General features: G+C 65.2%; 19 protein-coding genes and 1 pseudogene. 13 read left to right on the top strand and 7 right to left on the bottom strand.

Going from position 1 to position 24,999, the window contains the following annotated elements; genetic code table 11:
• Nucleotide 1 precedes the first annotated feature (1 nt).
• Nucleotides 2–2,701 (bottom strand): aconitate hydratase AcnA, encoded by a 2,700-nt coding sequence (gene acnA, locus ASE30_RS07525; RefSeq protein WP_057283682.1) that lies wholly within the window; start codon nucleotides 2,699–2,701, stop codon nucleotides 2–4.
• 298 nt (nucleotides 2,702–2,999) lie between these two features.
• Here acnA and ASE30_RS07530 point away from each other — a divergent pair, with 298 nt between their 5' ends.
• Genes ASE30_RS07530 through ASE30_RS07550 form a run of 5 tightly spaced genes read left to right on the top strand, consistent with a single transcriptional unit; the run spans nucleotide 3,000 to nucleotide 7,217 of the window.
• On the top strand, nucleotides 3,000–3,722 hold the full coding sequence (locus ASE30_RS07530; protein ID WP_057283683.1) for a GntR family transcriptional regulator: 723 nt from the start codon (nucleotides 3,000–3,002) through the stop codon (nucleotides 3,720–3,722).
• A gap of 21 nt (nucleotides 3,723–3,743) precedes the next feature.
• Nucleotides 3,744–4,640 carry an oxaloacetate decarboxylase gene (locus ASE30_RS07535; protein WP_057283684.1) on the top strand — a complete coding sequence of 299 codons (897 nt, stop codon included), beginning with the start codon at nucleotides 3,744–3,746 and terminating at the stop codon, nucleotides 4,638–4,640.
• Nucleotides 4,641–4,648: 8 nt separating this feature from the next.
• On the top strand, nucleotides 4,649–5,368 hold the full coding sequence (locus ASE30_RS07540) for an SDR family NAD(P)-dependent oxidoreductase (protein ID WP_057283685.1): 720 nt from the start codon (nucleotides 4,649–4,651) through the stop codon (nucleotides 5,366–5,368).
• On the top strand, nucleotides 5,365–6,138 hold the full coding sequence (locus ASE30_RS07545) for an SDR family NAD(P)-dependent oxidoreductase (RefSeq protein WP_082601490.1): 774 nt from the start codon (nucleotides 5,365–5,367) through the stop codon (nucleotides 6,136–6,138). The genes ASE30_RS07540 and ASE30_RS07545 overlap by 4 nt, the downstream gene beginning before the upstream one ends.
• Before the next feature lie 53 nt (nucleotides 6,139–6,191).
• Nucleotides 6,192–7,217, top strand: a complete 1,026-nt coding sequence (locus ASE30_RS07550) for a tripartite tricarboxylate transporter substrate binding protein (RefSeq protein WP_057283686.1) — start codon at nucleotides 6,192–6,194, stop codon at nucleotides 7,215–7,217.
• Nucleotides 7,218–7,380: 163 nt separating this feature from the next.
• On the opposite strand, the gene ASE30_RS07555 is transcribed toward ASE30_RS07550, so the two are convergent.
• From ASE30_RS07555 to ASE30_RS07565, 3 genes are all read right to left on the bottom strand, one after another.
• Nucleotides 7,381–8,319, bottom strand: coding sequence for a tripartite tricarboxylate transporter substrate binding protein (locus tag ASE30_RS07555; RefSeq protein WP_235515208.1), 939 nt, complete (start codon nucleotides 8,317–8,319; stop codon nucleotides 7,381–7,383).
• Nucleotides 8,320–8,428: 109 nt separating this feature from the next.
• On the bottom strand, nucleotides 8,429–9,349 hold the full coding sequence (locus ASE30_RS07560; RefSeq protein WP_057283688.1) for a hydroxymethylglutaryl-CoA lyase: 921 nt from the start codon (nucleotides 9,347–9,349) through the stop codon (nucleotides 8,429–8,431).
• Nucleotides 9,350–9,357: 8 nt separating this feature from the next.
• Nucleotides 9,358–10,554 (bottom strand): CaiB/BaiF CoA-transferase family protein, encoded by a 1,197-nt coding sequence (locus tag ASE30_RS07565; protein ID WP_057283689.1) that lies wholly within the window; start codon nucleotides 10,552–10,554, stop codon nucleotides 9,358–9,360.
• A 165-nt stretch (nucleotides 10,555–10,719) separates the two neighbouring features.
• On the opposite strand from ASE30_RS07565, the gene prpR reads away from it, so the two are divergent.
• The 6 genes and pseudogenes from prpR to ASE30_RS28405 form a co-directional block, all read left to right on the top strand.
• Nucleotides 10,720–12,651: a propionate catabolism operon regulatory protein PrpR gene (gene prpR, locus ASE30_RS07570; RefSeq protein WP_057283690.1), complete on the top strand. Its 1,932-nt coding sequence runs from the start codon at nucleotides 10,720–10,722 to the stop codon at nucleotides 12,649–12,651.
• 315 nt (nucleotides 12,652–12,966) lie between these two features.
• The gene (locus tag ASE30_RS07575) at nucleotides 12,967–14,190 is read left to right on the top strand and encodes an MFS transporter (RefSeq protein WP_156407571.1); all 1,224 of its coding nucleotides are present in this window, start codon (nucleotides 12,967–12,969) and stop codon (nucleotides 14,188–14,190) included.
• Between the two features lie 131 nt (nucleotides 14,191–14,321).
• Nucleotides 14,322–14,831, top strand: coding sequence for a sigma-70 family RNA polymerase sigma factor (locus ASE30_RS07580; RefSeq protein ID WP_057283691.1), 510 nt, complete (start codon nucleotides 14,322–14,324; stop codon nucleotides 14,829–14,831).
• Nucleotides 14,828–15,796 (top strand): FecR domain-containing protein, encoded by a 969-nt coding sequence (locus ASE30_RS07585; RefSeq protein WP_082601491.1) that lies wholly within the window; start codon nucleotides 14,828–14,830, stop codon nucleotides 15,794–15,796. Before ASE30_RS07580 ends, ASE30_RS07585 begins: the two co-directional genes overlap by 4 nt.
• Nucleotides 15,797–15,966: 170 nt before the next feature.
• Nucleotides 15,967–18,351, top strand: coding sequence for a TonB-dependent receptor (locus ASE30_RS07590; protein WP_156407572.1), 2,385 nt, complete (start codon nucleotides 15,967–15,969; stop codon nucleotides 18,349–18,351).
• A 187-nt stretch (nucleotides 18,352–18,538) separates the two neighbouring features.
• Nucleotides 18,539–18,753 (top strand): annotated as a pseudogene (locus tag ASE30_RS28405) (tripartite tricarboxylate transporter substrate-binding protein); the annotation flags it as partial.
• A gap of 57 nt (nucleotides 18,754–18,810) precedes the next feature.
• Here the strand turns inward: ASE30_RS28405 and ASE30_RS07595 are convergent.
• Nucleotides 18,811–19,716, bottom strand: coding sequence for a LysR family transcriptional regulator (locus ASE30_RS07595; RefSeq protein WP_057283693.1), 906 nt, complete (start codon nucleotides 19,714–19,716; stop codon nucleotides 18,811–18,813).
• 131 nt (nucleotides 19,717–19,847) lie between these two features.
• On the opposite strand from ASE30_RS07595, the gene argH (ASE30_RS07600) reads away from it, so the two are divergent.
• On the top strand, nucleotides 19,848–21,359 hold the full coding sequence (gene argH / locus ASE30_RS07600; RefSeq protein ID WP_057283694.1) for an argininosuccinate lyase: 1,512 nt from the start codon (nucleotides 19,848–19,850) through the stop codon (nucleotides 21,357–21,359).
• Between the two features lie 111 nt (nucleotides 21,360–21,470).
• Nucleotides 21,471–22,385, top strand: a complete 915-nt coding sequence (locus ASE30_RS07605; RefSeq protein WP_235515205.1) for a tripartite tricarboxylate transporter substrate binding protein — start codon at nucleotides 21,471–21,473, stop codon at nucleotides 22,383–22,385.
• Between the two features lie 6 nt (nucleotides 22,386–22,391).
• On the opposite strand, the gene ASE30_RS07610 is transcribed toward ASE30_RS07605, so the two are convergent.
• Complete coding sequence (locus ASE30_RS07610; RefSeq protein WP_057283714.1) at nucleotides 22,392–23,354, bottom strand: tripartite tricarboxylate transporter substrate binding protein; 963 nt, start codon at nucleotides 23,352–23,354, stop codon at nucleotides 22,392–22,394.
• Between the two features lie 24 nt (nucleotides 23,355–23,378).
• Nucleotides 23,379–24,911 carry an argininosuccinate lyase gene (gene argH / locus ASE30_RS07615; protein ID WP_057283696.1) on the bottom strand — a complete coding sequence of 511 codons (1,533 nt, stop codon included), beginning with the start codon at nucleotides 24,909–24,911 and terminating at the stop codon, nucleotides 23,379–23,381.
• Nucleotides 24,912–24,999 lie beyond the last annotated feature (88 nt).

Consider the following 24,999-nt stretch of genomic DNA (forward strand, 5'->3'; position numbering starts at 1 on the left):
GTCAGCAATGGGCCGTGTCCGCGGCCGCCGTGTCGGTCAAGAATGCATTGAGGACGCTGGCGGGAATCCCGCCCTCCGCCATGAGTTTGCGTTCTGCGTGCGTGAGCACCTGGGCATAGGCCTGGAATCGGATGCGGCGTTCGCCGTCTTCAGCGGTCACGTCGATGGGTTCACCCTTGAGCACGCCATTGGCCACGTTCTCGAAGCACAGCGTCTCGGCGCCGGTCAGGCCTAGCTGGCGCCAGCCCTGGCCGGGCGCGAACGCCAGCGGCAGCACACCCATGCCCACCAGATTCGCGCGGTGGATGCGTTCGAAGGATTCCGCGATCACCGCGCGCACGCCCAGTAGCGCCGAGCCCTTCGCCGCCCAGTCGCGGCTGCTGCCCATGCCGTAGTCCTGGCCGCCCAGGATGACGCTGGCCTCGCCCGCTTCGCGGTAGGCTGCCGCGGCCTCGACCACCGGCATGAGCTTGCCGCTGGGATGATGGCGGGTCACGCCGCCCTCCACGCCCGGCGTCATGGCATTCTTGATGCGGATGTTGGCAAACGTGGCACGCGTCATGACATGATGATTGCAGCGGCGCGCGACGTAGGTGTTGAAGTCGCGCGGCGCCACGCCCTTGTCGATCAGATACTGGCCCGCCGGCGTATCCGCAGGGATTTCGCCGCTGGGCGAAATATGGTCAGTGGTCAGCGAGTCGCCGAACGCCGCCAGCACGCGCCCGCGCGTCAGGCCTGCCGCCAGGTCCGCCAGCGCGTCGCGCCCCGGTTCGGCCTTGAAGAACGGCGGTTCAACCAGGTATTGCGATTCGGGGTCCCAGGGAAAGCGCAGGCCGGAAGGCGCGGCCAGGTCTCGCCAGATCGAGCTGTCCAGGCTGGCGGGGTCATAGACTTCGGCAAACAGCGCAGGGTCCGACGCCAGCGGCAGCAAGGCATCGATTTCGTCCTGGCTGGGCCAGATGTCGCGCAGGTAGACGGGCTCGCCATTGGCGTCGGGCCCCAGCGGCTCGCGCTCGAAATCCACATCGATGCGGCCCGCCAGCGCATACAGCACCACCATCGCGGGCGATCCGATGTAGTTGGCGCGCAGCAGCTTATGGATGCGCCCTTCAAAATTCCGGTTGCCCGACAGTACCGCCGCCGCCACCAGGCCATCTTCGGCGATGGCATCGGCCACCGCGGAATCGAGGGGGCCTGATTTGCCGCCGCAGGTCGTGCAGCCGTAGCCGATCACGTGAAACCCTTGCGCTTGCAGGGCAGCCAGCAGCCCCGCGGACTCCAGGTACCGAGTCACGGCGCGCGATCCCGGCGCCAGCGAACGCTTGACCCAGGCCGGCGGCGTCAGGCCGCGCGCCAGCGCCTTGCGCGCGATCAGGCCGGCGGCCATCATCACGCTGGGGTTGGACGTATTGGTGCAGGAAGTAATGGCTGCCAACGCCACGGAGCCATGGCCGATGGCCTCGCGCCCCGCCGGATGCGCGGCCGCGGCTGCCGCGTCCACGGCGAAGCCCCCTTCCGAAAGCGGCGCGCCCAGGCGGCGGCGGAAATCCGCGGCCACATCGGACGCATCCATCCGGTCTTGCGGCCGGCGCGGACCAGCCACGCTGGGCCGCGCCGCCGACAGATCGATATCGATCACCCGGCTATAGACGGGGTCGGCTTGGCGCGCATCGCGCCACAAGGCGTTGGCGCGCGCATAGGCTTCAATCAGCGCCAGTTGCCCGTCATCGCGGCCGGTCACGCGGGCGTAGTCCAGCGTGCGCGCGTCGATCGGGAAAAAGCCGCAGGTGGCGCCGTACTCAGGGGCCATATTGGCGATGGTCGCGCGTTCCGGCACGCTGAGCGCCTCCACCGCCGGGCCGAAGAATTCGACCATGCTGCCCACCACGCCCGCGGCACGCAACTGCTGCGTGACCAGCAGCGCGGCGTCCGTGGTCAGGGCCGGCGCTTCAATGGCCCCATGGAGCCGCACGCCCACGACCTCCGGAATCGGGAACGTATAGGCGTGGCCCAGCAGCGCCGCTTCGGCGTCGATGCCGCCCACCCCCCAGCCCAGCACACCCAGTGCGTTGACCATCGGCGTATGGGAATCGCCACCGATCACGAAATCGGGATAGGCCCAGTCGCCGTCCGCCCTGGCATGCCGCACTACCACCGGCGCCAGGTATTCCAGGTTGACCTGATGAATGATCCCGATGCCCGGGGTGATGACGCGCAAGCCCTTGTAGGCCTGCTGCGCCCATTTCAGGAATCGGTAGCGTTCGTCGTTGCGCTCGAATTCGCGGCGCAGGTTGCGCTGCACGGCGCCCGTGTCGCCCCAATAATCGACCTGCAGGGAATGATCCACGATCAGGTCCACGGGAATGCGCGTATCGACGCGCGCGGGGTCGCCGCCCGCCTGAGCCACGGCATCGCGCAGGGCCGCGAGGTCCTGCAGCACCGGCAGACCACTGGAATCGGGCAGGATCACCCGCGCCACGTGCAGCGAAAGATCGGCGCCGGGGTGCTGCCGCCAATCCCACAACCTGCCGATTTCGGCTTCGGAAATGGCAGCGCCCCAGGCGCGGTGCCGCAGGAGATTCTCCAGCAGCACGCGGATGACATAGGGATACGCCTGGATGTCGCGGCCTTCGGCCTGGGCGGCGGCGGACAGGTCCGCGTAGCGCAGCGCTGCGCCTCGACAGGGGAAAGACTGGATCATGGCAGCGGTAATCGGGAGAATCTAAACTGCGGTCATCTTACGACCTACAAAACAATAGTGTCAACACTATCGCCATAAGAGCAAAGAACACGACTACGGTCGCATACAGTTTCGCAGGCACCTTCTTGAAGTGTAGATAGATACAAAGTCTTATCTCCTAGGGGTAACCCCTAGGAAAACATACGAAATATGCTTGTCACACGACGGAAAACTCATTCGGCGCCACCCCAGGATCAAAATGGGGAACCGGCCAAAAGAGTTGACACTTTAAAGATCCATTTGATAGGCTGTTAACACTATGAACATTTCCACGCCCTCCATCGCCACCAAGGAAGACGCCTCCGGCCCGCTGGCCGACGTGGTGTTCGACCAGGTGCTGGACGCGATCTACCAGGGCCGGCTCGCACCGGGCAGCGTCATCAACGAAGTGGCGCTGGCGCAAGAGTTCGGCGTCAGCCGCGGCCCGGTGCGAGAGGCCGTACGCCGCCTGCAGGGCATCCAGCTGGTCACGCGCGAGCCCTACATCAAGGCGCGCGTCGTGACGCTGTCGGCGGAGTCCGCCCTGGAGCTCTTTCAAATGCGCATGGCGCTGGAAGGCGTGGCGTGCAACCTCGCCACCCGCCGCATGCGCGACGACGAGATCGCGCAGTTGCTGGTCGAACTGGAGCAGGACCGCCAGCGCCGCCTGGAGGCCGCCAATGGCGGCGCACCGGCCCCCCGGGTCTTCGACTTCCACGAACGCATCGTGCTGGCCAGCGGCAACACCCGCATCATCAACGCCCTGTGCGGCGACCTTTATCACCTGTTGCGCGTCTACCGCCGGCATTCCGGCACCGTGCTTGAACGCAAGGACGACGCCTACGCCGAACACTGGCAGATCCTGCGCGCCATCCGCGCGCGCGATGCCGAACTGGCGGAATCGCTCATGCGCTCGCACATCGAACGCGCGGCGCATCACCTGTTTGAACATCTGGCGGAAGGGGCGTCCGGCATCGCCGGGCAGCCCGTCTCGGCCGCATAACGCCCTTTGGAGCAGCATCACATGAACAACCCGCGCAACCAGTTTCGGCAACTGCTGAAGAACGAACCCTTCATCGTGTCGCCCGGTGTCTACGATGGATACAGCATCCGCCTGGTTGAAGCCGCCGGTTTCAAGACCGCTTGCACCAGCGGCGCGGCCGTATCGAACGCGCTATTGGGCATCGCCGACATCGGCGTGATGGGCTTGTCCGAAAACGTCACCCACTGCCGTCATCTGGCAAGATCCGTCTCCATACCGCTCACGGCCGACGCGGACACCGGCTATGGCAATCCGGTCAATGTCTACCACACGGTGCAGATGTTCGAGGAAGCCGGCGTCGCCGGCATCAACCTGGAAGACCAGGTCAGTCCCAAGCGCTGCGGCCACATGCCCGGCAAGGACGTTGTCAGCGAGGCCGAGATGGTCAAGAAGATCGAAGCGGCCTGCCTGGCACGGCGCGACGACGACTTCGTCATCATCGCCCGCACCGACTCCCTTGCCCTGGAAGGCATTGAAGGCGCGGTCAAGCGTGCGCGCGCGTATGCCCGCGCCGGCGCGGACATGCTGTTCCCCGACGCCGTGCGCACGGAAGACGACATCAAGCGCCTGGTGGACGCGGCGGGCATCCCCGTCAGCATCAATATGGGGTTTGGCATCCGCAACCGTCCCACCACCCCGCTGATTCCCCTGCCGCGCCTGAAGGAGATCGGCGTCAAGCGCATCAGCCTGCCGCGCATGCTGCCCGCAGCCGCCATCCATGGCATGCGCCAGGCGCTGCAAGTCATGCAGGGCGTGATCGCCAGCGGCGAGCCCGCCGACCGCCCCGACCTTCTGGTGGGCATCGAAGACATCATGCAACTGATGGGCTACGAGCAAATGCGCGCGATGGAAAAGCGCCTGACGACGCTGGACGCCTGAGTACAGCCATGATCGAGCGTAACGCGCCGGCGCATTGCGTCCTGACAGGCGCGGCCTCTGGTATCGGACTGGCACTGGCCGAACGGCTGCTGTCCGCCGGCTGGCGCGTGACGGGCGTCGACATCGCGCCCGCCGCCATCCAGCACCCCGAGCAATACCGTCACGTGGTTTGCGATCTGGCCGACGCCGACGCGCTGCGCGTCTTGTGCGCTGGCCTGGCCGGCTGCGGCCCGACCGCGCTGGTGCATTGCGCGGGCGTGGTGCGCACCGGCGGTGCGCTGGATACGCGCCCGGAAGACACGGAACTGCTGTGGCGGCTGCATGGCGCCGCGCCGATGGCGCTGGTCCAGGCATTGGCGCCGCAACTGCCCGACGGCAGCGGCCGCATCGTGCTCGTGTCCAGCCGGGCCGTACTGGGCCGGGCGCACCGCCTGGCCTATGCCGCCACCAAATCGGCGCAGATCGGCCTGGCGCGCAGCCTGGCCGCAGAGCTCGTCGGGCGCGGTATCACGGTCAACGTGATCGCGCCGGGCGCGGTCGACACTCCCATGCTGAACGATCCGAAGCGCGGTGCCGCCGCGCGGGTGGACCTGCCGCTGGGCCGCCTGATCAATGCGGGCGAAGTCGCCGCCACCATCGCCTTCTTCCTGAGTGCAGAGGCAGGGGCCATCACGGGGCAGACGCTCTACGTGTGCGGCGGCGCCTCGCTGGGAGCGATGACGCCATGACGACCGCGGACGGGCTCGTCCTGAAAGGAAAGACCGTGATCGTGACCGGCGCCGCGGGGGGACTGGGGCAGGCAATCGTCGCGCGCTGCCTGGACGCGGGCGCCCGCGTGGCCCGGCTGGATCGGGATGCGGACCTGCTGGCGCAGTGCCACCCGGCGCTGTCCACGGTGCAATCCCGCGTCCTGGCGTTGAGCTGCGACGTGACGGACGCCGACGCCACCCGGGCCGCCGTGGATCAGGTGGCTGCCCACTGGGGCGCGATCGACGCGCTGGTGAACAACGCCGCCACAGTCACGCCGAGCGCCAAGGTCGCCGATCTGACGCCTGCGCAATGGCGGCAGGCCCTGGATGTGAACCTGACAGGGGCGTGGCTGATGAGCAAATGGGCCATTCCGCACATGGTTCGCGCCGGCGGTGGCGTGGTGCTCAATATCGCCTCGCAACTGGGCAGCGTGGCCGCGCCTGGCCGCGGCGCTTATGGCGCCAGCAAGGCGGGCCTGATCGCGTTGGCGCGTGCCATCGCCGTGGACCACGCACCGGACGGCATCCGTTCGTTGAGCCTGTCTCCCGGCGCGGTGTTGACCAGCAGGCTGGTCGACCGCTACGGCAGCGCGCAGGCCGCCTGCGCCGCGCTGGCCGCCAAGTATCCCGCCGGACGTCTCGGCAGCGCGGATGAAGTCGCGCGGACGGTTGTTTTCCTGTTGAGCGAGGCAGCCTCGTTCATCACGGGCACGGACATTCGTGCCGACGGCGGGTACACCGCGCAATAGCGCGGCCCGTTTCTTCACACAGTGCTTACACCACATAACAAGGGCCTTGAAACATGACACACCCGATTTCCTCCGCAACGCACGCGGGCTGGCCGCGCCGCAAAATCCTCGGCGCCCTGGCCATGCTTGCCGGCGCCGTCGGACTGGCCGCCGCGCCCGCCTTCGCGCAGGGCACGGACAACTTCCCCACGCGTCCCGTCACCATCGTGGTGCCGTTCCCGGCGGGCGGCGCCACCGACATCACTGCGCGCCTGGTGGCCGAGGGCCTGTCCAAGAAATGGGGCCAGGCGGTCGTCGTCGAGAACAAGCCAGGCGCGGGCGGCAACGTCGGTTCTGAATACGTGGCGCGTGCCGCGCCCGACGGCTACACCCTGGTACTGGGTGTGACGGGCTCGCACGGTATCAATACCTCGCTCTACAAGAACATGCGCTATGACCCGATCAAGGACTTCGAGGCCATCACGCAAGCCACGCTCTATCCCAACGCCATCATCGTCAACAACGACGTGCCGGCCAACAACCTGCAGGAACTCATCGCCCTGCTGAAGAAGCCTGATGGCCACTATTCGTACGGTTCCGACGGCAACGGCACGGCGTCGCACCTGGGCATGGAACTGATCAAGAACCAGGGCAAGTTCGAGCTCGCGCACATTCCGTACCGCGGCAGCTCCCCGATGGTGACCGACCTGCTGGGCGGCCAGATCCAGGTAGGCATCACGGGCCTGCCCGCCGTGCAAGCCTACGCGAAGAGCGGCAAGCTGAAGATCGTCGCGCTGACGACGGCGGATCGCTTTGCCAGCGCGCCCGACTATCCCACGGTCGCCGAACAGGGCTTCCCGGGCTTTGCAGCCCCGCCCTGGTCCGGCTTCTTCGCCCCCAAGGGCACGCCCAAACCGCTGGTGGAAAAGATTTCGGCGGATATGCGCGACGTCATGTCCGACCCGAAAGCGAAAGAAAAGATGATCGCCGCCGGCAGCGAGTTCACGCCGTCCACGCCAGAACAGTTCCAGGCTTTCGTGCAAAAGGAAATCGCGAAGTGGGCCGAGGCCGTCAAGATCTCCGGCGCGCGCATCGACTAAACAGCAGGCTCGCGTTTGCCGGGTCCGAGCCATCAAGCCCTGGCGAGGACCCGGCGCGCATCCAGGCGCTATCGGGCCCGGCTAACCAATGCCAGGGCTATCGCGAAGGCGGCATGCCGTTCGATCTCGTGACGTCGCAAGGCCCGCGGCATCGCCTCGGCGTTCACTCCGCCCGGATGTTCGCCGCTTTCACGATCGTGGCGTATTTATCGAGATCGCTTGCGATTTGCTTGCGGAATTCCTCTGGTGTGTTGCCCGAGGCCGTGATGCCCAGGCCGATGAGCCGCTCCTTGATGTCGGACGACTGAACGACGGCGTGGATTTCCTTCTGCAGCCTGGCGATGACAGCACTGGGGGTGCCGGCCGGCGCCAGAATACCGATCCACGAAACCGACTCGAATCCTGCTACGCCGGACTCCGCCACGGTGGGCACGTCAGGCAGGGACGCCAGCCGGGTTGCGCTGCTTACAGCGATGGCCGTGAGCTGCTGGCGCTGTATATAGGGATAGGCCCCGGCGACCGCGGTATAGAGCAGCGGCAGCGTCCCGCCCACGACGTCAGCCATGGCCTGGCCTCCGCCTTTATAGGGGATATGCACCAGCTTGGCCCCCGTGCGCTGGCGCAGAAGCTCGCCAGCCAGGTGCGGTGTGCTTCCCACGCCCGCGCTGCCATAGGAAAGGCCGTTGGCCTGGGCCTGCGAATAGTCGATCACGTTTTTCAGGTTGCGAACCGGCAACGAAGGATTCGCCACGATAATGAGCGCGGCGTCCCCGATCTTGCTCACGGGCGCCAGATCCTTGAGCGTATCGAAGCCCGTGGTGCGATACACATGCGGGTTGATGACCAGCGTGCCGTCAAAGCCTACCACCAGGGTATAGCCATCGGGTTCGGCCCGGGCCGCCATCTGCGTGCCGATGTTGCCCGACGCCCCCGGTTTGTTGTCGACGATCACCTGCTGCCCTAGGCGCTGGCCCAGCCGGTCGGCGACCAGACGCGCGCCGGTGTCGGTGACACCGCCCGGCGCGAAGGGCACGATAAGACGGATGGGGCGCGTCGGATAATCCCCCGGTTCGGAATGGGACGGCGCCGCGGCCAATGCCATGGCGCAAAGCCCCAGCCCCAATATGGCGTGCCCGCGCCGCGATATTTTTTCCATGGTTTTGTCTCCTGTTTGATTGTTATAAGGCGATCGAATCCAGCTCCCTTTGTCCTCAAGCCGATGCGGTATCGCCTCTTGCAGCGTGATGGCGCCGCAGCCAAGCCATGCTGCGTCCGCCCAGCGGGCGGCCGAGTACGCCTTCCGCATAAGCCACCGCCCGAACCAGCCCGGACAGTGAAATACCTGTGCGCAAACCACTGCGCTCCGCCATCAGCACCAGATCCTCGGTGGCGGCGTTGCCCGCCGCGCCGGGTGCAAAGGGACATCCTCCTATACCGCCCACGCTAGCGTCGAAACGCCGCACTCCTGCCTCCAGCGCCGCCCAGACATTGGCCGAGGCCAACCCGCGCGTATCATGAAAATGCGCGGCCAGCCGCTCGACAGGCAGCTCCGGCGCCAGCGCCTCGAACAAGGTCTTGACGGCGCCCGGCCCGGCCGAGCCGATGGTGTCGGCGATCACGATCTCATCGGCGCCGGCCTGCGCCATGCGCTGCGCCAGTTGGCGCACGACCGACGGCGGCGTGGGCCCCTCGAAAGGACAGTCGAACGCCACCGCCACGTACGCCCGCGTGCGCAACCGCAGGCGGCGCGCCGCGTCCAGGGTCTGCGCGCACACCTCGGTGGCGCGTGCCAGGCTCATGTTGATGTTCTTCAGATTCATGGTCTCCGTGGCCGACAGCACGACTGCCACCTCGCGCGCGCCGGCGGCATGGGCGCGCTCCAAGCCTTTCATGTTGGGAACCAACACCGAGGTCCTCAATCCGGGCATCGAGGCGTTCACGGCGGCGACGACCTGTTCGGCGTCGGCCATATGCGGCACGGCCTTGGGCGATACGAAGCTGGTCGCCTCCACGCTTGCCACGCCGGCCTCATGCAGGAGCCGGATCAACTCGACCTTGGCTTCGGCGGATACGGTCACGGACTGGTTCTGCAAGCCATCGCGCGGGGCGACATCGGTGATGATGATGGACATGGCGTTCCCTAGCCGATGGCGCCGGACGAGCGCAGCGCCGCCAGCCGTTCACCGTCGTATCCGGACAGCATGCCCAGCACGCTATCCGTATGTTCGCCGAGCTCGGGCGGCCGGCCGAATTCCTCTGCTTGCGCCGCCGACAGCTTGATGGGATTGCCAGGCATCTGGACCATCGCGCCCGACTTCAGGCGCACGTCGACCACCATGTCGCGCGCCCGCACCTGCGCATCGTCCAGGGCCTGCCCGAAGTTGTTGACCGGACCGCACGGAATGCGCGCCGCCGACAACCGCTCCAGCCAATAGGCCGTGGGCTGCGTGCGCAGCTCGGCGGCCACGACCGCGTCGATGTCGGCCTTGGCCGCATATCGCCCCGGTTGCCGCGCGTAGTCGGACTTGCGCAGCCCGGGCAGGTCCATGCATTCCAGGAAGCGCTCCCAGAAGGCATCGCCTATGCAAGCCACGATGATATGGCCGTCGGCCGTGGGGTAATTGTTGTACGGCACATGCACGAAATGGCTGTTGCCGATGCCTTGCGGCACGATGCCCGACATCAGGTGCATCGTCGCCATGTAGTTCAGCAGCGAAATCTGCGCATCCAGCATGGACACGTCCACATGCTGGCCGCGCCCGGTGCGTTCGCGCTCGGCCAACGCCGCCAGCACTCCCATGGCGCCGAACATGCCGCCGCCCAGATCTCCGATAGGTATGCCGCTGCGCGTCGGGCCCTGTTCCGGTGTGCCGGATATCGACATTCCTCCGCCCATGGCCTGCACCACCAGGTCGAAGGCAGGACGCTGCGTGTCCGGCCCCGTGCTACCGAATCCGGTGACCGAGCAAGTGACGATGCGGGGGTTGACCGCCGAGAGCGCGGCGTGGTCGATGCCGAGGCGCGCAGTGACTCCGACGCCGAAGTTGTCGAACACGACATCCGCCTGGCGCACCAGATCCATGAACACCGCGAGCCCCGCGGGCTGCTTCAGGTCGATGCAGACGCTGTGCTTGTTGCGGTTCAGCGTGAGGTAGTAGGCGCCCATGCCCTCCCGCGAGTAATCCGGGTCGCGCTCCAGCAGACGACGGGTTCCCTCGCCCGTTCCGGGGGGTTCGACCTTGATGGTGCGGGCCCCCAGGTCCGCCAACAGCATGGTTCCGTACGGACCGGAAAGCATATGGGTCAGGTCCAAGACCGTGATGTGTTCGAGTGCCAAGATGAAAGCTCCGACGTTTCCTGATAATCCCCTTATGCAAACGGCGTGCCAACCCGGAGCATCTTCCTAAGCCATTGAATGTAGGGACTAAAACCCAGCGCTGGCGAATCGCGATGTTTCATGAGACATTCATGAAACGTTCATAACGTTTCATTGGATCGCGGCATGGTCTATCCGACCTCACCCCCCGGCACTGCCCTTCCGCGCCTCTGCTTCCTGAGCTATCGCCAAATCCGCGAGTTCGCCATGCCGGTCGTGGCCGAGTTCACCGGCCGCGCGCATATCGAAGTGGTCGATGGCACCTTTGGCGGCGCCTTGGCCATCGCCAGGGACATGCTGGAACGGGGCGCGGTGGATGCCTTCGTCAGCGCCGGGTCCAACGCAAGCATCCTGCGCGCGGGGCTGCAGGCTCCCGTGGCGACGATTCAGCTGACCGGATTTGACTTGTTGCAGGTGCTGATCCAGGCGCGCCGTATTGACGACCGCGTAGGCGTGGTCATGTACGGGCAGACCATTCCAGAACTCGACGCCATCAAGGACTTGCTCAACATCGAGATCGCTCAGCACGCGTACTTGACGCCCGAACATGCGCGCCAGCAGTTCGAGCAGTTGTGGCGCGAGAACTTCCGTGTGATCGTGGGATCCAGCCTGGTGGTGGAGCTGGCGGAACAGGCCGGGCTGCACGGCCTGCTGGCCTATTCGCTGGCCAGCGTGCGCAAGGGTTTCGAAGATGCCATCGAGCTGGCGCGGCTTGCGCGCATGGAAGCCGGACGCTATGACCAGCTTAATGGCGTGCTGCACAGCCTGCAGGATGCCGTGCTGGCGGTCGATCGCGGAGGCCGCATCATCGCGGTCAACCCGCCCATGCAGAGCTTGCTCGAGCGTGACACCGCGGCGCTGATAGGCCAACGCCTGGACCAGTTGCGGCCGGAGTTGAGCCTGGCGTCCACGCTGGACAGCGGCGAACCGGAAAGCGGCAGTCCGCTGCGTCTGGGCGGGCGCGACTGGGTGGCCAACCGTACGGCCATCCGGGAACACGGCCGCATCGTGGGCGCGGCACTGGCGCTTTCCGATGCCGGGCGTATTCAAGAGGCCGATACCCGCTTGCGCGTGCAGCAGCGCCGGCGTCAGAACACCGCCCGATATCACTTCTCCGAACTCATTGGCCACAGCGCCGAGCTGCAGCGTGCGATCACCACCGCGCGGCGTTATGCCCGCACCGATCTCACCGTGCTGATCGCCGGCGAAAGCGGCGTTGGCAAGGAATTGTTCGCCCAGGCCATCCACAATGACAGCCAGCGCGCTGACCGGCCCTTTGTGGCCATCAATTGCGCCTCGCTGCCCGAATCCTTGCTCGAAAGCGAACTCTTCGGCCATGAGGAAGGCGCCTTCACCGGCTCGCGCCGCGGCGGCAAGCGCGGACTGTTCGAGGCCGCCCATACCGGCACGCTCTTTCTTGACGAGATCGGCGATATGCCGCTACCGCTCCAGAGCCGCTTGCTGCGCGTGCTCCAGGAACGCGAAGTCACAAGACTGGGCGCCACGGCCGCCATTCCGGTGGACGTGCGCATCATCGCTGCCACTCATCAGCCGCTGGACGACATGGTCGCGCAACGGCGCTTCCGCCAGGATCTCTACTACCGCATCAACACCCTGCGCCTGGCCATTCCATCCCTGCGCGAGCGTCCGGCCGACATCCCGCCCCTGCTGGAAACGCTGTTGTCGCGCTGCATGAAGCGCCTGGACATCCGCATGGACCCAGGCCCCCTGCTCGTGCCCTGGCTGCCGCGCCTGACGCGCTACGCTTGGCCCGGCAATGTGCGAGAACTGGAGAACATCTGCGAACGCATCGCCGCCTTCCTGCTGCAATATGCGCGCGCTGAAGACGTGGATCACGACGCGCTACGGCATGACTGCCCCGAACTCTTCGACCCGCACGCGCCCTCCCCCGATCCGCACCCGGCCACTACCCAACGCGAACGGGCTTTACAGGCGCTCCACGCCTGCGGAGGAAACCGGCTGCAGGCGGCATGCCGGCTGGGCGTGAGCCGGTCAACGCTCTGGCGGTGGATGAGCGCGCGCACGCCCGAGGCATAGGGCACGCAAGAAGCCTGCGAGTCGGCGATCTACCCATCGGCAAGACCCAACGGTGCGTCTGCCACCTGGGGAAAGAACTGGTGAGCCGCGCACTGTCTCGAACGGCAGGGTTGCATGAGTGCGTTCCCGTGTCGCCGATTCTATATAACTTGGCGTTTTATCTATAGATCAAAAACGTCTATTGCGGTGTAATGCCGGAAGTCCTGGGGAAGACCGAGCGCCGCATCGCCAGACGCCCCCTCTGCCTGGGTTGGCATGCCTACGAATGCGTCGCTCGCCAACTTCGCGTTTCACCACCCACTCCGTTCCAAAGAAATGACACACAGCAGCGCCTCTCTGGGGCACGAACGTTCCTCAGTCCTGCCCGAGAACGTTCAACAGGGCAACATCTGGCGACTGACCACCGCTCAAGCCCTGGCCGGCGCGAATTCGGTAGTCGTCTACGCCACCGGCTCCATCGTGGGCAATATGCTGGCCCCGACGCCCATGCTGGCAACCTTGCCGATTTCCATTTTCGTGGTGGGCATGGCGACATGCACGCTGCCGATGGGCGCGATCGCGAGACGCCACGGCCGGCGCGCTGCATTCCTGCTGGGCACCAGCGCTGGTGTGCTCACCGGCCTGTTGGCCATGCTGGCGGTCATGATGGAAGGCTTCTGGCTTTTCTGCCTGGCCACTTTCTTCGGCGGCGTCTACGCCGCGGTGGTCCTATCCTTCCGCTTCGCCGCCGCGGACGGCGTGGAGCCGAAACGGCGGGCACGCGCGCTGTCCCTCGTCATGGCCGGAGGCGTCGCCGCCGGCATCGTCGGACCGCAACTGGTCACCTGGACGATGAACCTTTGGCCCCCGCATATGTTTGCGGCCACGTTTGCGGCGCAGGCGGCTGTCGCGGCGATTTCCGCGTTCATCCTTCTGGGCGTCAGATTGCCCGCACCGACGTCCGCGGAGATGGCGGGCGGCCGACCGCTCTCCGACATTGCGCTGCAGCCCCGCTTCATCGCGGCGGTGATCGCCGGGGCGGTTTCGTACATGCTGATGAATTTCCTCATGACCGCGGCGCCGCTGGCGATGCATATATGCGGCCACTCCCAGGAATCCGCCAATTTGGGATTGCAGTGGCATGTCATCGCCATGTATGCGCCCAGCTTCTTCACCGGCAGCCTGATCGTCCGTTTCGGCGCAGGCCGGGTGGCGACCGCGGGGCTGATCCTGATCGGCCTGTCGGCCGCGATCGGCCTGGGCGGCATCGACGTCGCGCATTTCTGGTGGTCGCTGATTTTGCTGGGCATGGGATGGAACTTCGGGTTTCTGGGCGCCTCCGCGCTGGTCCTGGAATGCCATCGGCCGGAGGAAAGGACCCGCGTCCAGTCGCTCAATGACTTCATCGTCTTCGGCCTGATGGCGATCGGATCCTTCTCGTCGGGCGGCTTGTTGTCCGCCTACGGCTGGAACACGGTGCTGTGGGTGTCGTTCATTCCCCTGGTGCTGTCGGTCGTCGCCCTGGGTTTCGCCATGCGGAGAAAGGCAGCGGCGGCGTAGCCATGCGCAATGGCACGTTGCTCGCGCCAGCCCGCTACGTCCCTGTCTGTTGCGCGCTAGCCTCGCCGCCGCCCTACGCCAATTCTAATTAATAGTATTTCTTATTCGCATTCGGTAGACTGCTGGGCATCTTGCAATCTTCCGACTCTCTTTCCCTCCCCGCGGTCGAGCAGCTTTATCGCCATCACCATGGCTGGCTGCAAGGCTGGCTCCATCGCAAGCTGGGCGACAGCGGCGACGCGGCCGATCTGGCGCAGGACACGTTCGTGCGGCTGATGGCCGCGCGCCGGCCTCCCGTGTTGCGCGAGGAACCGCGCGCGCTGATCACGCATATTGCCAAGGGGCTGCTGGTCGACCATTGGCGCCGTCGCGCGGTACAGCAGGCCTATCTGGACGCGATCGCGCACCTGCCCGCGCCGCAGGTGCCGCCACCGGAAACGGGCCTCATGATCGTGCAGACGCTGGTGGCGATCGACGCCATGTTGCAGCGCCTGCCCACGGCCACGCGCGACATGTTCCTGCTCGCGCAGCTCGACGGGCTCACGCTGCAGGAGATTTCCGGGCAGACCGGCAAACCCGTGATCACGGTGCGGCGCCATCTGCGCAAGGCCTTGCTGGCCTGCATGGCCGTCGCAGCATGAGTATCCACGCCATGACGTCCGTGCCGGACGACGGGTTGCTCGAGGAGGCGGCCGACTGGGTGATCCGGCTGCGCTACGAGCCCGCCGATGCGACCACACGGCGGGCGTTCGAGCGCTGGCTCGCGCAGGGCGAGGCCCATGCGCAGGCCTGGGCACGTGCCGAGCAGGTGCTGGGCGCGTTCGAAGGACTGCCCGCGCCGATCGGCCATAGCGTACTGCGCGCTACCCGCAAGCGGCAGGGCCGCCGCGCCGTGCTACGGGCGGCGCTGGGACTGGGCGTAATGGCGCCGGCCGGCTGGATCGCGTGGCGCGAGGCGCCCGCCTGGCGCGCGGATCTGCGCACCGCCGCGGGCGAACAACTGACTCGCATGCTCGACGATGGCACGCGGCTGGTATTGAACAGTGGCAGCGCGGTCGACCTGCGCTACGGAACCGCCGAGCGCCGTCTGGTGCTGATGGCGGGCGAGGTGCTGGTGACCACTGGACAGGAGACGCAGCACAGGTATCGGCCGTTCGTGGTGCAGACCCCGCAGGGCGAGGTACAGGCATTGGGCACGCGCTTCTCGGTGCGTCTGGTCGACGACCGCACCGAGGTCATGGTGTTCGAGCATGCGGTGCTGGCGCAGCCGGCGCACGCCGCTCCCTTGCGCATCGACGCGGGGCAGCGTGGCGGCTTCACGCTCGGCCAGGCCGGCGGGCTCGCGCCGGTGGACGACAGCGCGGCGCTCTGGGAGCAAGGGATGCTGGTCGTGCGCGACCAGCGCCTGGCCGATGTGGTGGCGGAGCTGGCGCGCCATCGCCCGGGCTTCCTGCGCTGCTCGCCCGAGGTCGCCGACCTGCGGGTGTCGGGCGCGCTGTCGCTGCGCGATACGGATGCGGCCCTGCACGCCTTGGCAGAACGCCTGCCGATCGCCGTGCAACGCGTCACGCGTTACTGGGTGTCGGTCGGACCGGCAGGCGCCTGAGCGGCGGCAAAAGAAATATTTTGCGTCGAGGTGATCACTTTTTCGTTGTCGTGCGGAATAGGAAGTAAGACCGCATCAAGGGGATGCGGGCGCTTCTTGCTTGACGATGAAAGGATGAAAGAGTGATGGCACGTGTACGCGCAGCGCGGGGCAGAGGATCCCGCAAGGCAATGATCTGGTCGGCGCTCTGGTGCACGGCCATCGCAAGCGCGACGGCGGGCGCGCAGTCCGCGGCGCCTACCGGCACGGCGCCGGCCTCGCAGGTGCGCCGCGTGGAGATCGGCGCGGGCTCGCTCGATACCGTGCTGGCGCGCTACGCTGCCGCGGCGGGCGTACAGATCGTCTACGACCCTGCTTGGCTCGCAGGCCGCCAGAGCCCGGGCCTCTCGGGCGAGATGAGCGTGCAGCAAGGCTTCGACCGCCTGCTTGCGGGCACCGGCTATCGCGCCGTACCCAGCGCGGCCGGGACCTACGCCTTGCAGGCCGCGCCGCAGGGCGGCGTCACGCAGTTGGAGGCCGTAACCGTCACGGGGGCGGCAGAACGCGCCACCAGCGAAGGTACGGGCTCGTACGCCAGCAATGCGGTCACGCTGGGCAAGGGCACGCAGACGCTCAAGGAGATTCCGCAGTCGGTATCGGTGGTGACGCGCCAGCAGCTCGATGACCAGAACCTCAACAGCCTGTCGGACGCGATGCGCAATGTGACCGGCATCACCGTCGAGACGCTCTCGAGCGGTGGCAACATGTCCGGATTCATTTCCCGGGGCTATACGCTGGACTCGATCCAGGTGGACGGCATGCGCGCGCCGGCCGGGGCGGGCAACCTGTCGGCGGGCTTCGACCTGGCCATTTATGACCGCATCGAAGTGCTGCGTGGCCCGTCCGGCCTTTATCAGGGGACCGGCGAGCCCGGCGGCAGCGTGAATCTCGTGCGCAAGCGCCCGCTGCAGGAATTCGCCTTCGGCGCGCAGGCCAGCGTGGGATCGTGGGATTACTACCGGGCGGTGGCCGACCTGAGCACGCCTTTCGATAGCGATGGCAAGGTCCGGGGACGCTTCATCGCGGCGTACGAAGACCGCGGCTCTTTTGTGGACCGGGTGGATTCGGAGCGGCCCACGCTCTACGGCATCATCGAAGCCGATCTTACGCCGCGCACCACGCTGGCGGCCGGCATTACGCATCAACGCTCCCGGATTACACCGGCGTTCGGCCTGCCGGCTTATGCCGATGGCTCGCTGCTCGACGTCCGTCGCGGCACCAATCTCAGCGCGCAATGGAACCGCATCGAAGAAGAGACCACCGAGGTCTTTGCCGATCTGGAACACCGGCTCGACGGCGGCGGCGCTGCGAAGGCAAGCGTGTTCCATCGCGATACCGATACGCCGACGCGCCTGACCACCTGGCCCAACCGAGCCGTGGATCCGCTTACCGGCAATACCAACCTTATCGCGTGGTCTTACCGCAATCACTGGAAGACCACGGGCGCGGACGCCCACCTGAATCTGCCCATCGAAGCCTTCGGCCGCGAGCACAGCCTGCTGGTGGGCGCCGATTACAGCTACACGCGCAAGCAATTCAATTACGGTGGCGGCACGCTGTTCCCGACCAATGTGTACGAGCCGGTCATCGACATGCCTGTGCCCGAGATGGATCAGGTCAACGGCAATGACGGGCGCACGAGCGAGTTCGGCCTGTATACGCGGGCGAATATCCAGGCGACCGACCATTTGAAGGTCATCGCGGGCGCGCGCCTGTCCTGGTGGAAGAACGACGCGCGCAACGCCAACCAGTACTTCGGTGACTTCAGCCAGACGACAACCCGCATCGACGCGCGCCCGTCGCCCTATGCCGGATTGGTATACGACCTGACGCCGCAGGTGTCCGCCTATGCAAGCTACACCAATATCTTCCAGCCGCAGACCGAGATCGACGCGCAAGGCAATACGCTGTCGCCGCGCGTGGGGCGACAGATCGAAACCGGCCTGAAGGGCGCGTTCATGGACGGCACGCTCAACGCGCATGCCGCGCTGTTCCAGATCGTGGACCGCAACCGGGCGATGAACGACCTGAACAATCCGATGTATTCGGTGGCGGCGGGCAAGGTGCGCAGCCAGGGCTTCGAGACCGAGATCAGCGGTTTGGTGCTGCCAAACTGGGACGTCGTGGCGGGCTACGCCTACACACAGACCAAGTACCTCGAGGCGGCCCAAGGCACGGAAGGACTCTCGTACAGCACCATTACCCCGCGTCACGCCATCAACCTCTGGACCCGTTACCGCTTTACCCAGCCGGCGCTGCAGGGTTTCAGCGTGGGCACGGGCGTGCGCTGGAACAGCGGCAACTATCTGCAAAGCGGCAAGGTGCGTTGGGAACAGGGCAGCTATGCCCTCGTATCGGCCCAGATCGGCTATCGCTACAACCGCCATGTCGAAGGCACGCTCACGGTCGACAACCTTTTCGACCGCAAGTACTACGAAAAGCTCGGCGGCGCCTCGCGGCAGAACTACTACGGCCAGCCGCGCAGCGTGATGCTGACGCTGCGGTATCAGTACTGAGGCGGGTCGGCGGGCAATGCTGGGGGGGACGTTTTTAAACGTCCCCCTTCATTGAAGGGGGAAACCCGCCTCACGCAGATCAACGACCGTTGGTGGATGCCCGTTCAATGATCTGGTAGCCGACGTCTATGACTCGATCGGGCACCGCTTCGCCCCGCAACCGCGCCAACAAAATGCGCGCGGCCTGGCCTTTGCCGCGCCCAAAGGTTTGCCGGCCGACATCCGCGACAAGCTGCGCGACGCGGTCGTCGCAAGCCTGAACGATCCCACGGTCAAGCCCAGTTGCTGGAGTTGGGCTTCGAGGTGGTGGGCAACACGCCGGCCGAATTCACGAAGTTCCAGGCCGAGGAATACGCGCGCTGGAAAAAGGTAATCGAAGTCGGCAAGATCACGGCCAATTGATACGGCGGCACCCTGACGCGGGCGGGCCTGGCAAGTCGCGGGCCCGCCCCCCAAAGCTCAGTTTTTTTCTTCCCGCAATCGCAAACATACCCGCCGCGCAAGCTCCGCCACCATCATGCCCACGCGCCCGGCGGAATCCATGTGGTAGGACGCCACGTACTCATATTCCGGCAACTGCACGGGGCATGTGATCACCTGAAGCGACTTCGCGTGCCGCGCCCCCGTCATGCACGCTTCACTGATCACACCGATGCCCCAGCCCGCCTCGGTGATGCGGAGCAACGCCTCGGTCGAGTTGGTTGAACTGAGCTTCACCGGCCACAGACCGTTGTTGCGGAACAGTTCCTCGACGGATCCGTATGTCGCCGAGTCCCGGGCGTAGGTCATGATCCGGTATTCGGCCAATTCCCGCAGCGACATGGTTTTCGGCAGACGCAGGGACCGGCTGGCGATCCATTGGTTTTGATACCGCACCAGCGGCAGGTTACGCACCCCTGCGCTCAGCGTATTGCCCATGATGATCGCCAGGTCCAGTTCTCCCTTTTCCAACAATTCGCGCAGACGGGGCGAGGTGTCGACGATCAGTTCGGCGGTCAGATGGGGCAGGTCCCGGGCGATTTCTGAAAACAGGTCAACGATCCACGCACTGACGATGGTGCCCGTGGCGCCGATCCGGACCTTTTGCATTTGGCTCTGCTGTCCGTCCGCCAGTTGCTTGAAGCGGGTCGAGGTCTCCAACATCTGTTCGGCCAACTGCAGGAGCTGCATGCCCTTCGCCGTCAGTTGGACGTCGCCGCCGCTGCGATCAATGAGCTGAGCGCCTACCTCGCGTTCCAGCGCCACGAGCCGCATGGAGATGGCCGGCTGGGTGATGTACAGGCGGTTCGCGGCCGCACGAAAGCTGCGCAACGTCGCGATCGATACGAAGGCTTCAATCTGCCGCAACTCCACGTCAACCCCCATCAATATTCCTTATCGGATCGTAGCATTCAAATCAATTGGACGGATGAGGCACGGCTACCTATATTGGCGTCAACGCAACGGGCGTACTGAGATATGCCCCTTCATTTGCCGACAGTAGCCGAGAGAGTTTGATGAACAGCACCCCCACTACCGTATCCAGCCGGACCCTGGTTGAAGCACGGCTCCAGGCCCCGCCATCCCGGCTGATGGTGGAGTTCTACGAGAAGCCTCATCTCGAGCGAGAAGTCCGTCAGTTCGATGAGTATCTTCAGGTCGATATTGCTCACACGATCATGCTGGCGGAGCAGGGGATTCTTGCCGCTGCCCACGCGCGAGAGATCCTGCAAGCCTTGCAAGAGATCGCGGCCCTGGGCGCCAGCCGCTTCCCGATGGATCCGGCGAAGGGCAGTTTTCTACTGCAGGTCGAGGCGTTCCTGTTCGATCGGGTGGGGGAATCGATTGGCGGCCGCATGCATACTGGCCGCAGCCGCCTGGACCAGGGACCGACGGTGCGCAGGCTGTACAAGCGACGCCATCTAGTTGAGGTGATGAACGGCGTCATTGCATTGCAGGAGTCGATTCTCGGGCTGGCGGCTCTTCATGACGACACGCTGATGCCGGGGTATACGTGCTTGCAGCACGCCCATCCCACCACGTTCGGCCACTATCTGCTGTCGTTCAGCAGCAAGCTGGCCGACGACTTCGATCGACTGCGCGAGACTTATGCCAGGGTCAACCTGAGCCCGCTGGGATCCGCCGGGCTGGCCGGTACGGCCTGGCCGATCAATCGTGAACGCACGCGGGAATTGCTGGGGTTTGACGGATTGGTCGTGAATTCAAAGCTGGCGCGCGAGGCCTATTACGCCGCCGAGATCGCCGGCGCGCTGTCGTTTGTGATGTCGACGCTCAACGACCTGGCAACGGATCTGCATGTGTGGTCCAGCCATGAGTTCGGCTTTGTGCAAACGGCGGATGAGTTCTGCGGCACGAGTTCGATCTTTCCTCAAAAGAAGAATCCCGCGGGACTGGAGGCCGTGAAGTTTGCGGCGGGCGGATCCACGACGTGGCTTGCGACCGCGCTGGCCACGTTCCGCGCAGAAGGGACGGGCGACGTGGTGATGCGCGAGGTGCCCATTCTTGACTCGGCATTCACGTCCACCCAGGGCAGCCTGCAGCTGATGACGGCCATGGTGGCGACCCTGACGGTAAACGAAGCCCGGATGGCGCAGGCCGCCAATGAGAATTGGTCCACCGCCACCAACCTGGCCGATCGCATCGTGCGCGAGGGCAATTTATCGTTTCGGGAGGCCCACAGCCTGGTGGCGCGTCTGGTACGCGAATGCGTGGATCAGGGCATTCCAGTGGGTGGCGTCACCGCCGAATTGTTGCGCCATGCGGCCGCTGCCTTGGATCTTCCCCCTCCGGGGCTGTCGACCGATGCAGTTCGCGGCTGCCTGGACGCCCGCGCATTCGTGCAGACACGCACCTCCACGGGCGCCACGGCCGCCCCACGGATCAACGAGCTTACGCAATCCGCAATCGCTGCCGTCGCCGAACAACAGGCGTGGCTCCAGGTGCGCACGGACAAGCTCGCCGCCGCCACGGCGGCCCGAGCACGGGCCGTCGAGCAGTGGTCACGCTAGGACCGCCCGCCCAGCCGAATGTGCCTCACCAGATATTTCCTCCGTTCACCGCCAAGGAGCATCCCCATGTTCAAAAAAATCGCCCTGACCGCCGTCGCACTGAGCGTCTGCATGACGGCCCATGCCGAGGCCTACCCCAGCAAACCTGTCACCCTGGTGGTGCCGTTCGCGCCAGGCGGCACGGTCGATGTCATGGGCCGTCTGATCGCAGAGCGCTTGAGCGTTCACCTTGGCAAGCAGGTCATCGTCGAGAACCGGGCCGGAGCCGGCGGCGTCGTCGGCACGGGTTATGCCGCCAAGGCGCCCGCTGATGGCTACACCTTGCTGGTGGGTACGCAGGGGCAGGTCATGCAGCCCTTGCTGTACAAAAAGCTGACGTTCGACAGCAATAAGGATCTGGTGACGGCAGCGACCTTTGCATCGGTACCCAACGTGCTCGCGGTCTCGCAGAACACGCCGGCGGCCACGATGGCTGAGTTCGTTGCCTACGCGAAAGCCAATCCTGGCGCGCTCAACATGGGATCGGCCGGGATCGGATCGATCAATCACCTTCTGGGTCAGATTTTCCAGGATCGCGCGAATGTCCAGCTCACGCATATTCCTTATAAAGGCGCGGCGCCCGCCACCACCGATTTGCAGGCCGGCCAGGTCAACGCGCTGTTCGTGAACCTGCCCAATGTGCTGCCGTTGGTCAACGCAGGCAGGGTCCGCCTTCTGGGCGTGGCGTCAGACAAGAGAGTTTCTGTCATTCCGGATGTGCCGACCTTCGCGGAAGGCGGCGTCAAGGATGTGGTGCTGGATTCCTGGTACGGCATCATGGCGCCGGCCGGCACGCCCCGCGCGGTGCTGGAGAAAATTCAGGACAGCGTGATGGCGGTCACCAAGGAACCGGAGTTCGTGGCGGCTCTGGCACGACAAGGCGCCGTGCCGTTTGCCAGCAACCTTGAAGAATCCGCCAAGATCATGGCGGATGAGTTGAAGCTGTGGACGCCTGTCATCGAGACTGCAAACATTCAGATGGACTGATTCCGCTCAGTTCGTCTGGATCCTTGCGCTCTCGATAATCTGTTTCCAACGGGCGGTCTCCTCGTTGGAGAGCTTTTCCAGGTCGGCGCTGGTGCCAGGAAACGGCACCGCGCCTTGTTCCGCCAGCTGCGCGATCATCGCCTTTTCGTTTGCAATGCCGATGACGGTTTCCTGCAGCTTGCGAATCACCTTCGCATCGGTTCCCGCTGGCGCCATGACGCCGTACCAGGACTCGACCACGGCGTCCTTTACACCCGCCTCCGCGAGCGTTGGCACATCGGGAATCGCAGCGCTGCGCTTGTCGCTGGCGACCGCCAGCACGCGAAGCTTTCCGGGTTTGATGTAAGCCAGCACGTTCGGCAGGTTGGCGAACATGACTTGCACCTGCCCCGACAGCAACTCGGCCGTCGCCGGGCCCGCGCCCCGGTAGGGCACATGCTCGAATCTGGCGCCCGATCTGAACATGAACAGCTCGCCAGTCAGATGATTGACCGAGCCGACGCCCGCCGAGGCCATGTTCAGCTTCCCGGGATTCTGCTTTGCGTACTCCACGAGCTCGGCGACGCTTCTGGCCGGCGTATCGGCGGACACCGCCAGCACGTTCGGCACCGTGGAGAACAGCGCGACGGGCGCAAAGTCCTTGGAAGCGTCGTAGGGCAGGTTCTTGGTCAATAGCGGCTGAATCGACTGCTGCCCCATCGTCGCCAGCAGAAGCGTGTATCCATCCGCGGGCGCCTTCGCGACGAAATTGGCGCCGATGCTTCCCCCGCCCCCAGGCTTGTTCTCAACGATGACTGGCTGGCCCAGCACCTCGGACATGCGATTGGCCAGCAGGCGTCCCATCAGATTCACGGTGCCGCCCGGGGCGAAAGGCACGATCAGCGTAAGAGGCCTGCCAGGATACGTCTGGGCATGGGCGCCCTGGCAAATTCCCATTGCAGCCACCAGCGCGATGAAAAATTTCAGCATCATTGAACTCCCTTGTTGGATTGATCAGGCGCCCTGGCGCGAAGGTACGCCGGTGTCGGATGAAACAAGCAATTGACTTCGCCGCTGCAACGCTTGCCGGGCATCGGCGGCCCGCGTGACCGTCGCATCGATAAGATCGCGCTGCCTGCCAAGCAGGGCTCTCTGTTCCTCGATATGTTTCCGGACCAGCCGTGGCGCCGGTCCCCCGAGCGATTGACGCGCGGCCACGTTGCGCACCGGGTCCAGGCAGGCGCCGATATCCTCCGCGTCCAGCAATATCTCGCGCCCCAGTTCCTCGACCGCCGCCGCGCTGATCATTGCCGGGGTTATTTGCCTGGCCGTCATCCCCTGATCAAGCGCTCGCCTGACCACCGCGCCAATGATGTGATGGGCGTCGCGAAATGACGTATTGGCGCTTCGGACCAGCAGGTCCGCCAGATCCGTCACAGTGGAAAAGTCCTCGGAGGCGCGGGAGGCCATGCGCGAGGTGTTGGGCTCGACTTGCTCAACCAGCAGCTTCATCAGTTCGAGGGATTTCAGCGCTTCTTCGCATGCTTCCCAGCAGGTCCTGGTGCTTTCGCGGCTGCTGTCGCCGGAATGCGTGAAATGCGTGGACTTCACTGTCGTCAGGGCGGCGGTGGTCAGGCCAATCACGTGGCCCGTCTTTCCGCGCAGATACTCCAGTACCGCCGGATTCTTCTTCTGCGGCATGATGCTGGAAGTGCTTGCGATACTGTCGGGAAAGGACAGGTAGCCGAACTCGGGCGTCGACCAGATGTAGAAGTCCTGCACCAGGCGGCTGCAGGTGATCATCATGATCGACAGCGTGGCGCTCAGTTCAAGAGCGAAGTCCCGCGACGCCACGCCATCCAGCGCGTTCGCGAGCGGCTGAGAAAAGCCCAGCATCGCGCTGGTGACGGCGCGATCGATCGGAAACGATGTGCCAGCCAGCGCGCAGGCGCCCAAGGGGGAGGCATCCGCGGTATCCATCGCATGCAGAAGCCTGCCAATATCCCGCGACCAGGCGTCCGCCACCGCGGAAAGGTAATAGCCGTAAGTAATTGGCTGCGCCGCCTGCATATGGGTGTATCCAGGCATCACGCAGTGCGCGAACGTCTCGGCCCGCTCCAGCGCGGCTTGTGCGACAGCGATCAGCGCATGCCCGATCCTCGCCGCGAAGTCCCGCGCGCGGATACGGTCGATGGTGGCCCCAATGTCATTGCGGCTTCTGGCGGTGTGCAGGCGGCCACCTAGTTCCTGGCCCACCAGTTTGATGAGATGCGCCTCGTAATTGAAGTAGGCCTCTTCCCGCGCCGGGTCCAATTCCACGGCGTCCGGTCCTTCCGCCTGCATCTTGAGCAGCGCCGCCGCAAGGCCGGCCGAGGCGCCCTCGTCAAGAATCCCCTGCTCGCGCAGCATCAGCAAGTGCGCCAGATTGATCTGGGTGAGCATCTCGAAGTTGGAGTGGAACTCCCGATTCAGGCGCGGAAGAAAAATGTGGGTGAGCACCTCTTGCGCGAGGGGTTGCTTCAGGCGGCTGCTGACTTTGGATTCCATTTTTTTATCGCGTAAGAACAGTGAGACCGTAGTCTCCTGCCGCGCCAATTCATACGTCAAATCAGATATTTACGGCTAGGAATACAAA

The sequence above is a fragment of the Achromobacter sp. Root83 genome (assembly GCF_001428845.1).
Lineage (GTDB): Bacteria > Pseudomonadota > Gammaproteobacteria > Burkholderiales > Burkholderiaceae_B > Achromobacter.

What these genes read in the sequence shown, in the direction of transcription:
- acnA (WP_057283682.1), bottom strand. Translation starts at nt 2,701, where the DNA reads ATGATCCAGTCTTTCCCCTGTCGAGGCGCAGCGCTGCGCTACGCGGAC.
- argH (WP_057283694.1), top strand. Translation starts at nt 19,848, where the DNA reads ATGAACAGCACCCCCACTACCGTATCCAGCCGGACCCTGGTTGAAGCA.
- ASE30_RS07595 (WP_057283693.1), bottom strand. Translation starts at nt 19,716, where the DNA reads ATGGGGGTTGACGTGGAGTTGCGGCAGATTGAAGCCTTCGTATCGATC.
- ASE30_RS07555 (WP_235515208.1), bottom strand. Translation starts at nt 8,319, where the DNA reads ATGGCATTGGCCGCGGCGCCGTCCCATTCCGAACCGGGGGATTATCCG.
- ASE30_RS07610 (WP_057283714.1), bottom strand. Translation starts at nt 23,354, where the DNA reads ATGCTGAAATTTTTCATCGCGCTGGTGGCTGCAATGGGAATTTGCCAG.
- ASE30_RS07545 (WP_082601490.1), top strand. Translation starts at nt 5,365, where the DNA reads ATGACGACCGCGGACGGGCTCGTCCTGAAAGGAAAGACCGTGATCGTG.
- ASE30_RS07530 (WP_057283683.1), top strand. Translation starts at nt 3,000, where the DNA reads ATGAACATTTCCACGCCCTCCATCGCCACCAAGGAAGACGCCTCCGGC.
- ASE30_RS07575 (WP_156407571.1), top strand. Translation starts at nt 12,967, where the DNA reads ATGACACACAGCAGCGCCTCTCTGGGGCACGAACGTTCCTCAGTCCTG.
- ASE30_RS07535 (WP_057283684.1), top strand. Translation starts at nt 3,744, where the DNA reads ATGAACAACCCGCGCAACCAGTTTCGGCAACTGCTGAAGAACGAACCC.
- ASE30_RS07585 (WP_082601491.1), top strand. Translation starts at nt 14,828, where the DNA reads ATGAGTATCCACGCCATGACGTCCGTGCCGGACGACGGGTTGCTCGAG.
- prpR (WP_057283690.1), top strand. Translation starts at nt 10,720, where the DNA reads ATGGTCTATCCGACCTCACCCCCCGGCACTGCCCTTCCGCGCCTCTGC.
- ASE30_RS07605 (WP_235515205.1), top strand. Translation starts at nt 21,471, where the DNA reads ATGACGGCCCATGCCGAGGCCTACCCCAGCAAACCTGTCACCCTGGTG.
- ASE30_RS07590 (WP_156407572.1), top strand. Translation starts at nt 15,967, where the DNA reads ATGATCTGGTCGGCGCTCTGGTGCACGGCCATCGCAAGCGCGACGGCG.
- ASE30_RS07540 (WP_057283685.1), top strand. Translation starts at nt 4,649, where the DNA reads ATGATCGAGCGTAACGCGCCGGCGCATTGCGTCCTGACAGGCGCGGCC.
- ASE30_RS07550 (WP_057283686.1), top strand. Translation starts at nt 6,192, where the DNA reads ATGACACACCCGATTTCCTCCGCAACGCACGCGGGCTGGCCGCGCCGC.
- argH (WP_057283696.1), bottom strand. Translation starts at nt 24,911, where the DNA reads ATGGAATCCAAAGTCAGCAGCCGCCTGAAGCAACCCCTCGCGCAAGAG.
- ASE30_RS07560 (WP_057283688.1), bottom strand. Translation starts at nt 9,349, where the DNA reads ATGTCCATCATCATCACCGATGTCGCCCCGCGCGATGGCTTGCAGAAC.